Raw genomic sequence first — 13,573 nt, forward strand, 5'->3', positions numbered from 1 at the left:
TCCGAGAAACGAAAGTGAATGCAGATGCAATGAGGGTGGCGCCGAACACCACCCGCACGGGGGCCGGTCGCTCAGCTAAGGCTGTTCCAGATCCCGTGATACATGCGCATCGCTCCAACAAGGTTTCGGTGGGGTGGCTACCGGATCAGGCCCGGCTTGTCACCCGTTACATGCTTTTCGCATGCACTTAATCGGCCCCGCTGTCACCCGAAAGCAACGACGCCTTGTCCCGCGAGAAGCCCGAGGCGATCCAGACCGCCTCCAGCTCCGCCAGCTTCTCGCCCAGCGCCGCGCCCGCAAGGCCCGGCATCAGATCGCGCGCGGTGACCGGGAACCGCGCCGCGGCGCCCTGCGCGATGGCCTCCTCCGCCGCCTCGGGCCAGGGCTGTTCCGACCAGGCGCAGCGCAACAGCAGCGCATCGCGCGCTGCCTCTTCCTTCAACCGATAGCCCAGTTCGGCCGGGGCCATGACACCGGCGGCCGCTTCGCGCATCCGGTCGAGCGCGCGGGTCTGCGCCCGGGACAGGCGCAGCGTCTCTTCCACGTCGACCCCACCCAGCGCCGCCAGCCGCCGCAACCCGTCCGGCGATGCGCCGGTCTGCGCCTCCAGATGCACCAGCGGGGCAAGCGCCCGGTCGTCGGACCCGGGCAACACCTGCCCCAGCGCCCCGGTTGAGCGCATCGTCGCCACCGCCGGCGCCGGATCGGGCGCGGCGAGAAGGCGCAGCAATTCGCCCCCCACCCGTTCGCGCGACAGCGTCGACAGCCCGTCGAGGTTGTCGGCGATTGCCGCCAGCGCCTCGGGGTCGAATCCCAGGTCGTCACAACCATACCAGGCGTGAAAGCGGAAATAACGCAGGCTGCGCAGGTAATCCTCGCGGATGCGGTCACTCGCGTTGCCGATGAAGCGCACCCGCCGCGCCTGCAGGTCCGCCAGCCCCCCGAGCGGATCGAGCACGGTGCCGTCGGATCGGGCGTAAAGCGCGTTCATGGTGAAATCGCGCCGCGCCGCGTCCTCCTCCACGCGGGTGGAATAAGCCACGACCGCGCGCCGCCCGTCGGTTTCCACGTCCTTGCGAAAGGTGGTTACCTCATGGCCGATCCCGTCCTTGACCAGCGTCACGGTGCCATGTTCGATCCCGGTCGGCACCGCCTTGATCCCGGCGGCCCTGGCCAGGGCGATCACCCGCTCGGGCACCGCGTCGGTGGACAGGTCGATGTCGCGCACCGGCACCCCCATCAGCGCGTTGCGCACGCAGCCGCCGACGAACAGCGCCTGCGCGCCGCCCGCCGCAAGCGCCGCGCAAACCGCCTGGGTCGCCGGGTCGCTCAGCCAATCTTCGGTGATCCGGGTCATGCCTCCATCCGCGCCGCCAGCCCGCGCAGCATCCGCGCCGTCGCGCCCCAGATGTAATAGGGCCCGAAGGGTACCGTAAAGTAATGCCGCCGCTTTCCCTGCCAGCGCCGCGATTCGATCAGGTAATTCGCCGGGTCCAGAACGTGTCCGAGCGGTACCGAGAATACCTCCTCGACCTCGCCGGGTTCGGGCACCGGATCAAACCCGCGCTCCAGAACCGCCACCACCGGCGTCACCCTGAACCCGGTCACCGTCTCATGCTCCGGCAGGGTGCCCAGAACGGCGGGAATGTCGCGCGGCAAGCCGATCTCCTCTTCCGCCTCGCGCAGGGCGGCGGCGGTCACGTCGGCGTCCGCCTCCTCCTGCTTGCCGCCGGGAAAGGCGATCTGTCCGGGGTGGTGTTTCAGCGCCGACGACCGCTTGGTCAGGATCAGGCGCGGCGCGCCACCGGTCAGCGTGACCGGCACCAGCACCCCGGCCGGGCGCAGCCTGCGCCCCTCCGGCAGCCTGAAGTCCGGGTTCAGGTCGAAGTCCGAGGATTCCGCGCCGGTCCGGTCCAGCGCCGCGCGCAGCCGCGCGACCGGATCACGCATCGCCGTCTTGCCCGGCCTCGAAGCCCACGCTGGCCGGGTCAAGCTCGTAATGCGCGCCGCAGAACTGGCAATCGGCGGTGACGATGCCGTCATCCGTGGTCATCGTGCCGATGTCCTTGGCGGAATAGATCGACAGGCTCTGGCGCACGCGGTCCTCCGAACAGGTGCAGCCGAACCGCACGGCTTGCGCGTCGAACACGCGCGGCTGTTCCTCGTGAAACAGCCGCACCAGCAGGCTGGTCGGCGTGACGACCGGGCCGACCAGCTCCATCTCCTCGACCGAATCGAGCAGGATGTTCACCCGGTTCCAGTTCTCGCCCTCTTCTCCGTCGATCAGATCGGCGGGCCGCAGGATGTCGCCGCCCCCCTCGCCCTGCGCCATGAAGGGCGAGGCCTTGGGCATGTGCTGCAACATCACGCCACCGGCGCGCCAATGCTCGACCCCGCCCTTTTCGGTGGATTTGCCAAAGCGCAGCTTGAACCGGGTCGGCAGTTGCTCTGACTGGGCAAAGTAATCCTCGGCGCAGCGCCGCAGGGAATCGCCCGCCAGCGGCGTGATCCCCTGATAGGGTGCCGTGCCCTTGCCCTGATCGATCAGGACTGCGAAATACCCCGCTCCGATCTGCGCGAAGGGGTCCGATCCCTGCAGCCGCTCTTCGTCATAGCTGGCATAGGCGCGGATCCTGGCTGGCTCGCCCTCGGTCGTGGGGGCATAGTAATCGGTGGCGATCATCCGCACCGGCCCGTTGGACTGCACCTGCAGCGACAGCTTCCAGCGCAGCTTGACGGTCTGGCCGATCAGCGCGGTCAAAAGCGCCATCTCGGCCACCAGCGCCTCGACTTGCGGCGGGTAGTCGTGCTGTTTCAGAATCCCGTCCAACACGCCGTCCAGCCGGGCCACGCGCCCGCGCATGTCCGAAACGTCAAGCTGGAAGGGCAGGACGGTGTCGTCCCACGCGAGTTTCGATCCGATGGTCATGGGGTTTCCTTATGCGCCGCGGGTTGGCATACGTCGCGCAATATAGTCGGAACAGACCGCGATGAAAGGGGCAGCGCCATGATCAGACGGTTCGGCACCCCGCCCGACCCGCGGCAAAGCTATCGCCGTCGGCCCGGCGCCTATGCCCTGCTGCCGCTTGACGGGCATCTTCTGCTCACGCTGCAGGACGATCCCGGCCCCGATCTGCAACTGCCCGGCGGCGGCATCGACCCCGGCGAATCGCCACTGGCCGCGCTGCACCGCGAAGTTCGCGAGGAAACCGGCTGGCGCATCGCGGCACCGCGCCGCGTCGGCGCATTCCGCCGCTTTGCCTATATGCCGGAATACGATCTCTGGGCCGAAAAGATCTGCCTGATCTACATCGCCCGCCCGGTCCGCCCGATGGGACCGCCGAGCGAGCCGGGTCATACCGCCCTTTTTCTGCGCCCCGAGGAGGCCGCGCAACGCCTCGGAAATGCCGGAGACCGCCATTTCGCCGCCCGGCTGGTCCGCGGCATGATCTGACCGCGCCGCATCAGCGCCCCGCTATGGCCCGTTATACTCGAATAGCGTGGCCGAGATGTCGTCCTCCATGCTCTGCCCGGGTGCCATCATCTCTCGCAGGCGCCCGAACAGATCCTCCAAAAGCGGCTGACCGCCCCGCCCGGTGTCACAGGACCGCACCAGGTCGAGGAACCCCTCGCTTTCCAGCATGTGCCCGCCTGCCAGACGAAACTCGGTGAACCCGTCCGAATAGAACAGCAACCGATCACCGGGCGCCATCACGGTTTCGAACTGGGTATAGGCCTGGTCGGGCAGCAGACCGACCGGCACTCCGCCCGCGCCCAGGAACTCCGCCTCGCCGTCACGCCGCAAGAGCAGCGGATGCGGATGCCCCGCCTGCACCATCTGCACCTGCCCGTTGCGCAGATCGGCGGTGCCATAGACCATGGTGAAATATTCGTCCACACCGGTGTCGGCGATGAAACGTTCGTTCAGGATCCGCGCCACCTCGCTCGGCCGACGCAGGGCGAAAAAGCTTTCGTGCCGCTTTTCCAGCCCGACGTTCTGGTCGAAATAGGTGCTCGACAGGTAACCGCCCAGTTTCGCGGTCACCATCGCCGAGGTGATGCCATGACCCGACACGTCGATGGCATAGAACCCGATCCGCGTTCCCCCCGGTGAGAACATGCCCACAAGGTCGCCGCCAATATGACCGCAGGGCTTGAGCAGCAGGCTCACCCGCGAGGCGCCGAAATCTCGTGTCAGTTCCGGCACCAGGGATTGCTGGATTCGGCGCGCCTGGATCAGATCCCGGTCGATGGCGTCATGTGCCTTGCGCAGCTTGTCCAGCGTGTCCGAGATCACCCGGTTCTTCTGCGACAGCTCCCGCTGCATGCTCAGGATGCGCGCCCCGGCCGAGATCCGCGCCCTGAGCTCATGCGCGTTCACCGGTTTGGTCAGGAAATCGTCGGCCCCGGCATCCAGCCCCTTGGCGATGTCGTGCTTGTCGCTCTTCGAGGTCAGCAGGATGAAATAGCCATAGCCGTCGGTCGGCAGGGCCCGGAAAGCGCGGCAGAACTCCAGCCCGCTCATCCCCGGCATCATCCAGTCGCTCAGGACCAGATCGGGCGGGGCATCGCGGCAAATCTCCATCGCCCGTTCGCCGCTGTCGGCCTCGATCACCTCGAACCCCGATCTCGTCAGGGTCGATATCAGGATGTGACGCTGCAACCGGCTGTCGTCCACCACCAGAACGCGCCGGATCGCATCCGTGGCCAAGTGGGGCCCGTTCGTTTCCACCATGCGCTCAGGCATCACCTTTGCATCGAACCCTTTGCCAACCAACCGACCCCTCCGCATTTTCGGCGCAAGCGATTAACAGGCGGTGAAACCGGCCCCTGCCGGGCCTTTCCGCATGGCTTAACCCGGTGTTTACGCCCCGGCCCTAGCGTTTCAGCCGGGTCGGGGTTCAGAAATGTGGGTGCATCATGATTCTATGGTCACGCGTGAACGAGTTGCGCGAAGAGGTCGGCACAGAGGATTTCAAGGAGGTGGTCGAGCTGTTCCTCGACGAGGTCGAGGAGGTGATCGAAAGGCTGCGCGCCGGCACCAACCGCGTGCAGCTGGAACAGGATCTCCATTTCCTCAAGGGCAGCGCGCTCAATCTCGGCTTCGGAACCTTTTCCGACCTGTGCCAGGATGGCGAACGGCTCGCGGCGCAGGGAAAGGCGGATACCGTGGACCTCGCCGCGATTGTCGACGGCTACGACCGGTCAAAGGCCAGCTTTCTGGACGGGATGCGCGACCACCTCGCCGCGTGACCCGCTGCCATAACCGGAGCCTCGACTGGGGTGCTCAGATCACGAATTGCGCCAGGGTCTCGTCGGTGGTGATGTCGGTATAGGTGTAACCGGCCGCATCCAACCGCGCGAACAGGTGGGCGAAGTTCTCGGGCCGCTGCGTCTCGATCCCGATCAGGACCGAGCCAAAGTTGCGGGCCGATTTCTTCATGTACTCAAAACGGCTGATATCGTCCTCGGGACCCAGAATCTCCAGGAAATCCTTCAGCGCGCCGGGCCGCTGCGGCAGGCGCAGGATAAAGTATTTCTTGACCCCGCTGTAACGCTGGGCACGCTCCTTGACCTCGGGCAGCCGCTCGAAATCGAAATTGCCGCCCGAGGTGACGCAGACCACCGTCCGCCCGCGCACGAAGCTTGCGATATCCCCCAACGCCTCGACCGACATCGCCCCGGCCGGCTCCAGCACGATTCCCTCCAGGTTCAGCATCTCGATGATGGTGGTGCAGATGCGGTCCTCGCCCAGCACCAGCACGTCCGACAACCGGGCATCGCGCAGCATTTCAAAGGTCTTTTCCCCGATCCGCCCCACCGCGGCCCCATCGACGAAGGTGTCGACATGGTCCAGCGTCACCGGGTGCCGCGCGCTCAGCGCCGCGCGCAGACAGGCGCCGCCGGCGGGCTCGACGAAAACGCAATGGGTCCGATCCCCGAACCAGGTCGACACGCCGGACGACATGCCGCCGCCGCCCACCGGCAGGATCACGTGATCGGGCATCCGGCCCAGCTGTTCCTCGATCTCCACCCCGATCGAGGCCTGCCCCTCGATCACGTCCATATCGTCGAAGGGCGACAGGAAATGCCCGCCCTCGCGCGCGCACCACGTCTGAGCCGCCGCCAGCGTGTCATCGAAATAATCGCCCACCAGGTGGATCTCGACCCGGTCGCCGCCAAAAATCCGGGTCTTCTGGATCTTCTGCTGCGGCGTCGTCACCGGCATGAAGATCACCCCCTTCACGCCCATGTGCTTGCACATATAGGCGACGCCCTGCGCATGGTTGCCGGCGCTGGCGCAAACGAACAGGTCCTGCCCCGCCTGCTTGCGCATGGCATTGAACGCGCCGCGCAGCTTGTAGGACCGGACCGGGCTCAGATCCTCGCGCTTGAGCCAGATGTCGGCCTGGTACTTCTCCGACAGATGCGCGTTATGCTGCAGCGGCGTGGCCGGGAAAACCTCGCGCATCGCGCTTGTGGCGGCGCGGGCCCCGGTGTGAAAGGCGTCTTTTTGATCCGTCATGGGGTTCTCTCGCCAAACTCGACCCCGGATGCAAGCCCGCAGGCGCCCCCATCTTGCCCCTGCGTCGAAAACCCGCTAACCCCCGTCGCGGTCTACGCAGAAGGAAATCCGCATGTCCGCGCCCAAGAAAGTCGTCCTGGCCTATTCCGGTGGCCTCGACACCTCGATCATCCTGAAATGGCTTCAAACCGAGTATGGCTGCGAGGTGGTGACCTTTACCGCCGATCTCGGCCAGGGGGAAGAGCTGGAACCGGCGCGCAAGAAGGCCGAGATGCTGGGCATCAAGCCCGAGAACATCTTCATCGAGGACGTGCGCGAGGAGTTCGTGCGCGATTTCGTCTTTCCGATGTTCCGCGCCAACGCGGTCTACGAGGGGCTCTACCTGCTGGGCACCTCGATCGCCCGCCCGCTGATCTCCAAACGCCTGATCGAGATCGCCGAACAGACCGGCGCCGATGCCGTCGCCCATGGCGCCACCGGCAAGGGCAACGACCAGGTCCGTTTCGAGCTGGCCGCCTATGCGCTGAACCCCGACATCAAGGTGATCGCCCCCTGGCGCGAATGGGATCTGACCAGCCGCACCCGCCTGCTGGAGTTTGCCGAGGCGCACCAGATCCCGATCGCCAAGGACAAGCGCGGCGAGGCGCCGTTCTCGGTCGACGCCAACCTGCTGCACACCTCGTCGGAGGGCAAGGTGCTCGAGGATCCGGCGCAACAGGCGCCCGATTACGTCTATCAGCGCACCGTGCACCCCGAGGATGCGCCGAACGAGGCCGAGTATATCGAGATCGGCTTTGACAAGGGCGATGCGGTCAGCATCAACGGCGCGGCGATGAGCCCGGCCACCATCCTGACCCAGCTCAACGAGTATGGCCGCAAGCACGGCATCGGCCGGCTCGACTTGGTCGAGGGGCGGTTCGTCGGCATGAAATCGCGCGGCATCTACGAAACCCCCGGCGGCACCATCCTGCTCGAGGCGCACCGCGGCATCGAATCGATCACCATGGACCGTGGCGCGATGCACCTGAAAGACCAGCTGATGCCGCAATACGCCGAGCTGATCTACAACGGGTTCTGGTACTCCCCCGAGCGCGAGATGCTGCAGGCCGCCATCGACCGCAGCCAGCAGCATGTCACCGGCACCGTGCGCGTGCGCCTCTACAAGGGGCTGGCCTCCACCGTCGGCCGCTGGTCCGACCAGTCGCTCTATTCCGAAGAGCATGTGACCTTCGAAGAGGACGCCGGCGCCTACGATCAGAAGGACGCCGCCGGCTTCATCAAGCTCAACGCACTGCGCCTGCGGCTGCTGGCGATGCGCGATCGGCGCAACGCCGGGAAATAGGCTCTAACGCTTAAGAATTCGATCGAACGGCCCGCCCCCTCGGCGGGCCGTTTGCGTTTGCGGCGCCACGGCTACAGCTTTTCCGCCCGCATCCGCTCATAAAACGGCATCGCCGCCTCCAGCACCGCCTGCAATCTCTCCGGCACCTCCGGCAGCGGCCCCTCGGGATCGGCAAAGCCGGTAGAGCTCCACACCGCCCCGTACCAATGCCGCGCCCAGACGCCATCGTCGGAATGGCCCCCTTTCGGCCATGTCAGCATCCGCGCGGAGAACTCCAACCCGATCGCATCGCAAAGCCGCTCCAGCGCCGCGCGCGGATCGGCGCGGATGTCATGACTGTCAATCACCACCGGGCGCTGGCCCCAGCCCCGGACCAGGTCGAACAGCTCCGCCTGTTGCCGGAACCCGATATCGTCCAGCACCGGGTTCTCGCGCTTGGCGGCATAGCTCGCGATCACCCGCGCCGGATGCCGGATCAGGAACACGTTGCGCACCCCGCGCATCCAGTCGCGCGGCACCCCCTCGATCATGTGCTGGGTCATGTGTTTCTGATAGAAATGCGGCATCTCCCCCGGGATAGAGCCACATATTTCTTCTACCACCACCTCCGGGTCCTGCGGTTGCACCGCCAGGATCTCCTCGCGCATCGGATGGGTCAGCCCGGTCATCGCCAGGTAGGCGGCATAGAACGGCTCATCCACCACCGCGCAATCGCCCCGCGCGGCAAAGGCATACATCATCGCCGTCGACAGGTTGCGCGGCCCCGACCACATGGCGATCCGCATCAGGCGCACTCCCGCTCGATCAGCGCCTTGTAAAGACCCCGAATACGCGTCGTCATCGGCCCCATCTCTCCGGCTCCGATCTGGCGCCCGTCAACCTCACCCACCGGGGTTTGCGCGCCAAAGGTGCCCGTGAGGAACGCCTCATCGGCGCCATAGGTATCGACCAGCGAATAGTTCCGCTCAAACACCGGGATGCCATCGGCGCGGCAAACGTCGATCACCTTTTGCCGCGTGATCCCGTTCATGCAGTAATCGCCGGTGCTGGTCCAAACCGCGCCTTTGCGGACGATGAAGAAGTTGCAGGCGTTGGTGGTGTTGACGAAGCCGTTCACATCCAGCATCAGCGCCTCGTCGGCGCCGGCCTTTTCCGCCGCGATACAGGCCAGGATGCAGTTCAGCTTGGAATGCGAATTCAGCTTGGGGTCCTGCGTCATCGGCAGCCCGCGGATATGCGGCACCGTCGCCAGCCGGATCGGTCGCGGCAGGCTGGGCCGCGAATGCTCCATGATGATGGTCACGGTCGGCCCCTGCTGCGACAGCGCCGGATGCTGGAACGGGCGGGTCTTGACGCCTCGCGTCACCATCAGACGCGCATGGGCATCGGTGACCATCCTGTTGGCCGCTTGTGTCTCTAACAAGGCGGTTTTGACGTCTTCCCGGTCCATCCCGATATCCAGGTCTATGGCCTTGGCGGCCTCGAACAGCCGGTCGAGATGCGCCTCCAGAAACGCCCAGGTCCCGTTGTAAAGCCGCAGCCCCTCCCACACCCCGTCGCCCAGCATAAAGCCGCTGTCATAGACGCTGACCACGGCCTTGGCCTTGGGCACGATGCGGCCGTTGAGATAGATAAGGATCGCTTCGTTGCGCGCATCCTCCTGCGCCTGGTGGGTGGTGATCTTGTCGGTCATCGCGCTCTCCTTTCGGCAAAGGCTAGAGCGCGCCCGGAACCTTGGGAACCGGTTTTTCGCGCCGCTGGCAGGGCAGCGAAACAATCCTCGCGCACTTGGTAAATCCTGCTCACCTGCGCGTGACATTTGATGACAGCCGATTGCCCGGGCCGGGCGCGCGCGGCACTGTCTCACCCAGCCATCGCAGTTTGAGGAGACTTGCCATGTCAGGGTTCAAAACGCTCAAGCCCGTCCTGCTTGCCGGACTCATTGTGCTGGCAAGCCTGATTCATTCCACCCACGCCCACGCCGGCGCCAGGGAGACGCTTGTCGTCGCCGGCGGCTGCTTCTGGTGCGTCGAATCCGACTTCGAGACGGTCAAGGGGGTGCAGCAGGCGGTTTCGGGCTATACCGGCGGCAGGATCGACAACCCGACATACAAACAGGTCAGCCGTGGCGGAACCGGCCATTATGAGGCGGTGAAAATCACCTTTGACCCGTCCCGGATCAGCCGGGAAACCCTGCTGTCGCTGTTCCTGCGCTCGGTCGACCCCACCGACGCGGGCGGCCAGTTCTGCGATCGCGGTGACAGCTATCGCACGGCAATTTTCGTCTCTAACAAGGCGGAAAAGGCCTTGGCCGAGGCGGCGATCATCAAGGCGCAGACGGAGCTGGGACAGCGGATCGTTACCCCGGTGCTGCCCGCCAAACGGTTCTATGAGGCCGAGGATTATCATCAGGATTACTACAAGGGATCCAAGCTGATCCTCACCCGCTTCGGGCCGAAACGCCAGTCGGTCGCCTACAAGCTTTATCGCAAGGGCTGCGGTCGCGATGCCCGCGTTCGGGCGCTCTGGGGCGATGCCGCGCCCTTTGCCGGCAGCTAACCGGGCCGCGCCGCCTGCACGTCCTTCAGATCCGGGATCACGTCCGCCGTGCCGTGCCGCGTCACCATGATCGCGGCGGCGCGCATCGCCTGGGCAATCGCCTGCGCCATCGGCAGCCCCCGGTCGAGCCCGGCCAGGACATAGCCGGTAAAGGTATCCCCGGCCCCGGTGGTATCCACCGGCGTTACCGGCACCGCAGGGAAAACGCGGCTTTCCCCCGATTTAGTGTCGAAATGCCGGGCGCCCCCGGCCCCCAGCGTCACGATCACATCGCGCACCGGCAGGGCGCCGGGGCCCATGCCCGTCGCCTGCTCCAACTGCTCGGCCTCGACCGCGTTGAGGATCAGGAAATCGAGATACGGCAACACCGCGCGCACCGCCTCCGCGTCAAACGGGGCGGCGGCGTAACACACCCGCAGTCCCAGCTCGCGCCCGATCCGCGCGGCCAGCAGTTGCGCGTTGGTCTCGTTCTGCATCAACAGGCTGTCGCCCGCCGATGCCTCGGCCAGCGCCGCCTGAACCGCCCTCTCGGGGATCGCCCTGTTGGCGCCGGGAAAGATCACGATCTGGTTTTCGCCATCCGGATCGACCGTCACGATGGCATGGCCGGTGGGCGCGGCAACCTGCTGGATATGGCGCGTGTCCACGCCGTATTCCATCAAACGCTCCACCGCCCAGGCCCCATCGGCGCCCACCGCGCCGACGTGACGCACATGGGCGGCAGCCCGGGCGGCGGCCACCGACATGTTGGCGCCCTTGCCGCCCAGGAACCGCTCCAGCCCGGTCGCCGCCAGCGTCTCGCCCGGGCCGGGCAGATGCGGCACCGCATAGATCATGTCGGAATTGATCGATCCGAGATTCCAGATCGCCATGGTCTCAACCGATCCCGCAGGCCGCCAGAACCGCCATGTTCAGGATGTCGTTGGCGGTGGAGACTGTCGAACAGATCTGGATCGGCTTGTCCACGCCGGTCAGGATCGGCCCGATCACCGTCGCCTCACCCATCTCCTGCATCAGCTTGACCGAAATGCTGGCCGAATGCCGCGCCGGCACAACCAGGATGTTCGCCGGCCCGGTCAGACGCGAGAACGGATAGGAGGCCTGAGCCCGGGTATTCAACGCCACATCGACGGTCATCTCGCCCTCGAACTCGAAATCGACGCCGCGACCCTCCAGCACGTCCGAGGCATGGTGCATCTTCTCCGCCCGCTCCGACACCGGGTAGCCGAAGGTCGAGAAGGAAACGAAGGCCACCCGCGGCTCCAGCCCCAGCCCGCGCGCGACCGAGGCTGCACGCTCGGCGATATTGGCCAGATCCTCGGGCTCGGGCCATTCATGCACCAGCGTGTCGCCGATCAGCACGATCCGCCCCTTGTGCAACAGCGCCGTCACCCCCGCCGCGCCATGTTGCGCGTCGGCGTCGAAGACGTGGTTGATCTGGTCGAGCACATGGGCCGATTTGCGCGTCGCCCCGGTGACAAGAGCATCGCCATGCCCATGCGCCAGCATCAGCGCCGAAAACACATGCCGGTCGCGTGCGGCCAGCCGGTGCACATCCTTCTGGTCGAACCCCTTGCGCTGCAGGCGTTTGTACAAAAGCGCCTTGTAGCTGTCCAAATGGGTGGTGTTGGCGGCGTTCACCACCTCGATCTCGCGCACCGCGTCCTCCAGCCCCGCCGCGGCCAGTTTGGCCTTCACGTCGTCGAGTCGCCCGACCACCAGCGCCTTGCCGAACCCGGACCGCTGGTAGGTGACCGCGGCGCGCAGCACGCGCGGATCGTCGCCCTCGGCAAAGATCATCCGCGCCTGCGCCGCGCGCGCGCGCGCGTTCAGCCCGCGCAGGATGCTTGCGGTCGGGTCCATCCGGCTTTTCAGCGTCAGCTCATAGGCGTCCATGTCGATGATCGGCCGCCGCGCCGCGCCGGTATCCATGCCCGCGCGCGCCACGGCGGTGGGAATCCGGTGGATCAGCCGCGGATCAAACGGCGTGGGAATGATGTAATCGCGGCCAAAACTCAGCGTCTTGCCATAGGCCAGCGCCACCTCGTCCGGCACATCCTCGCGCGCGATCTTGGCCAGCGCATGGGCGCAGGCGATCTTCATCTCGTCGTTGATGGCCCGCGCATGGATGTCGAGCGCCCCGCGGAACAGATAGGGAAAGCCCAGCACGTTGTTGACCTGGTTGGGATAATCGCTGCGCCCGGTGGCGACGATGGCATCCATCCGAACCTCATGCGCCTCTTCCGGGGTGATCTCCGGATCGGGGTTGGCCATGGCAAAGATCACCGGATTGTCGGCCATCGAGGCCACCATCTCCTGCGTCACCGCACCCCTGGCCGAGACGCCCAGGAAAACGTCGGCCCCCTTCATCGCCTCGTCCAGCGTGCGCAGGTCCGTGGTGATCGCATGGGCCGATTTCCACTGGTTCATCCCCTCGGTCCGGCCCTGGTAGATCACCCCCTTGGTATCGCAGACGATGCAGTTTTCATGCCGCGCACCCATGCGTTTCAGCAGCTCGATACAGGCGATGCCGGCCGCGCCGGCGCCGTTCAGCACGATCCTCACATCCTCGATCTTCTTGTCCGACAGGTGCAGCGCGTTGATCAGTCCGGCGGCGCAAATCACCGCCGTGCCGTGCTGGTCGTCGTGAAACACCGGGATGTCCATCTCTTCCTTGAGCTGCTGCTCGATGATGAAACATTCCGGCGCCTTGATATCTTCTAGGTTGATGCCGCCAAAGGTCGGGCCCATCAGCTTGACCGCCCGGATGATCTCCTCGGGATCCTCGGTATCCAGCTCGATATCGATGGCGTTCACATCGGCGAACCGCTTGAACAGAACCGCCTTGCCCTCCATCACCGGCTTCGAGGCCAGCGCGCCGAGGTTGCCCAGCCCCAGCACCGCGGTGCCGTTGGTGATCACCGCGACAAGGTTGCCCTTGTTGGTGTAATCATAGGCGGTCTCCGGATTTGCCGCGATCGCCTCGCAGGGGACGGCGACGCCGGGCGAATAGGCCAGCGACAGATCGCGCTGCGTGGTCATCGGCACCGTCGCACGCACTTCGAACTTCCCCGGCGTCGGTTCCAGGTGAAAGGCGAGCGCCTCTTCGTCGGTGATTTTCGTCTTCGCCATGGCTGCGTCACTCC

13 protein-coding genes are annotated in these 13,573 nt (G+C 65.8%); 4 read left to right on the forward strand and 9 right to left on the reverse strand.

What is annotated here, in order from left to right; genetic code table 11:
- Positions 1-187: 187 nt before the first annotated feature.
- From P1U75_RS07645 to P1U75_RS07655, 3 genes are read right to left on the reverse strand one after another with little or no spacing between them, the layout of a single operon-like run.
- Positions 188-1,357: a CCA tRNA nucleotidyltransferase gene (locus P1U75_RS07645; protein ID WP_300241687.1), complete on the reverse strand. Its 1,170-nt coding sequence runs from the start codon at positions 1,355-1,357 to the stop codon at positions 188-190.
- Entirely contained in the window at positions 1,354-1,950 is a 597-nt protein-coding gene (locus P1U75_RS07650) for a CoA pyrophosphatase (RefSeq protein WP_300241690.1), read from the reverse strand. The genes P1U75_RS07645 and P1U75_RS07650 overlap by 4 nt, the downstream gene beginning before the upstream one ends.
- Entirely contained in the window at positions 1,943-2,929 is a 987-nt protein-coding gene (locus tag P1U75_RS07655) for an Hsp33 family molecular chaperone HslO (RefSeq protein ID WP_300241692.1), read from the reverse strand. The genes P1U75_RS07650 and P1U75_RS07655 overlap by 8 nt, the downstream gene beginning before the upstream one ends.
- 78 nt (positions 2,930-3,007) lie before the next feature.
- Here P1U75_RS07655 and P1U75_RS07660 point away from each other — a divergent pair, with 78 nt between their 5' ends.
- On the forward strand, positions 3,008-3,454 hold the full coding sequence (locus tag P1U75_RS07660) for an NUDIX hydrolase (protein WP_300241694.1): 447 nt from the start codon (positions 3,008-3,010) through the stop codon (positions 3,452-3,454).
- 21 nt (positions 3,455-3,475) lie between these two features.
- Here P1U75_RS07660 and P1U75_RS07665 read toward each other — a convergent pair whose 3' ends face one another.
- Positions 3,476-4,711: a PP2C family protein-serine/threonine phosphatase gene (locus tag P1U75_RS07665; RefSeq protein ID WP_300241696.1), complete on the reverse strand. Its 1,236-nt coding sequence runs from the start codon at positions 4,709-4,711 to the stop codon at positions 3,476-3,478.
- A 209-nt stretch (positions 4,712-4,920) separates the two neighbouring features.
- Between P1U75_RS07665 and P1U75_RS07670 the strand changes: the two genes are divergently transcribed.
- Entirely contained in the window at positions 4,921-5,253 is a 333-nt protein-coding gene (locus tag P1U75_RS07670; RefSeq protein WP_300241698.1) for an Hpt domain-containing protein, read from the forward strand.
- Positions 5,254-5,287: 34 nt separating this feature from the next.
- On the opposite strand, the gene ilvA is transcribed toward P1U75_RS07670, so the two are convergent.
- Entirely contained in the window at positions 5,288-6,526 is a 1,239-nt protein-coding gene (ilvA, locus tag P1U75_RS07675) for a threonine ammonia-lyase IlvA (RefSeq protein ID WP_300241700.1), read from the reverse strand.
- 112 nt (positions 6,527-6,638) lie between these two features.
- Here ilvA and P1U75_RS07680 point away from each other — a divergent pair, with 112 nt between their 5' ends.
- Positions 6,639-7,868, forward strand: coding sequence for an argininosuccinate synthase (locus P1U75_RS07680; RefSeq protein ID WP_300241703.1), 1,230 nt, complete (start codon positions 6,639-6,641; stop codon positions 7,866-7,868).
- A gap of 71 nt (positions 7,869-7,939) precedes the next feature.
- On the opposite strand, the gene P1U75_RS07685 is transcribed toward P1U75_RS07680, so the two are convergent.
- Positions 7,940-8,653 carry an HAD family hydrolase gene (locus P1U75_RS07685; RefSeq protein WP_300241706.1) on the reverse strand — a complete coding sequence of 238 codons (714 nt, stop codon included), beginning with the start codon at positions 8,651-8,653 and terminating at the stop codon, positions 7,940-7,942.
- On the reverse strand, positions 8,653-9,561 hold the full coding sequence (locus P1U75_RS07690; RefSeq protein WP_300241709.1) for a D-amino acid aminotransferase: 909 nt from the start codon (positions 9,559-9,561) through the stop codon (positions 8,653-8,655). Before P1U75_RS07690 ends, P1U75_RS07685 begins: the two co-directional genes overlap by 1 nt.
- A gap of 203 nt (positions 9,562-9,764) precedes the next feature.
- Here P1U75_RS07690 and msrA point away from each other — a divergent pair, with 203 nt between their 5' ends.
- Positions 9,765-10,427, forward strand: a complete 663-nt coding sequence (gene msrA, locus P1U75_RS07695; protein WP_300241711.1) for a peptide-methionine (S)-S-oxide reductase MsrA — start codon at positions 9,765-9,767, stop codon at positions 10,425-10,427.
- On the opposite strand, the gene P1U75_RS07700 is transcribed toward msrA, so the two are convergent.
- Together P1U75_RS07700 and P1U75_RS07705 are read right to left on the reverse strand one after the other, a co-directional pair.
- Positions 10,424-11,299 (reverse strand): ribokinase, encoded by an 876-nt coding sequence (locus P1U75_RS07700; protein WP_300241714.1) that lies wholly within the window; start codon positions 11,297-11,299, stop codon positions 10,424-10,426. The genes msrA and P1U75_RS07700 overlap by 4 nt on opposite strands.
- A 4-nt stretch (positions 11,300-11,303) precedes the next feature.
- Entirely contained in the window at positions 11,304-13,559 is a 2,256-nt protein-coding gene (locus P1U75_RS07705; protein WP_300241717.1) for an NADP-dependent malic enzyme, read from the reverse strand.
- Between the last annotated feature and the right edge of the window lie 14 nt (positions 13,560-13,573).

The sequence above is a fragment of the Antarcticimicrobium sp. genome (assembly GCF_029212575.1).
In the GTDB taxonomy this organism is placed as follows: Bacteria; Pseudomonadota; Alphaproteobacteria; order Rhodobacterales; family Rhodobacteraceae; genus Antarcticimicrobium.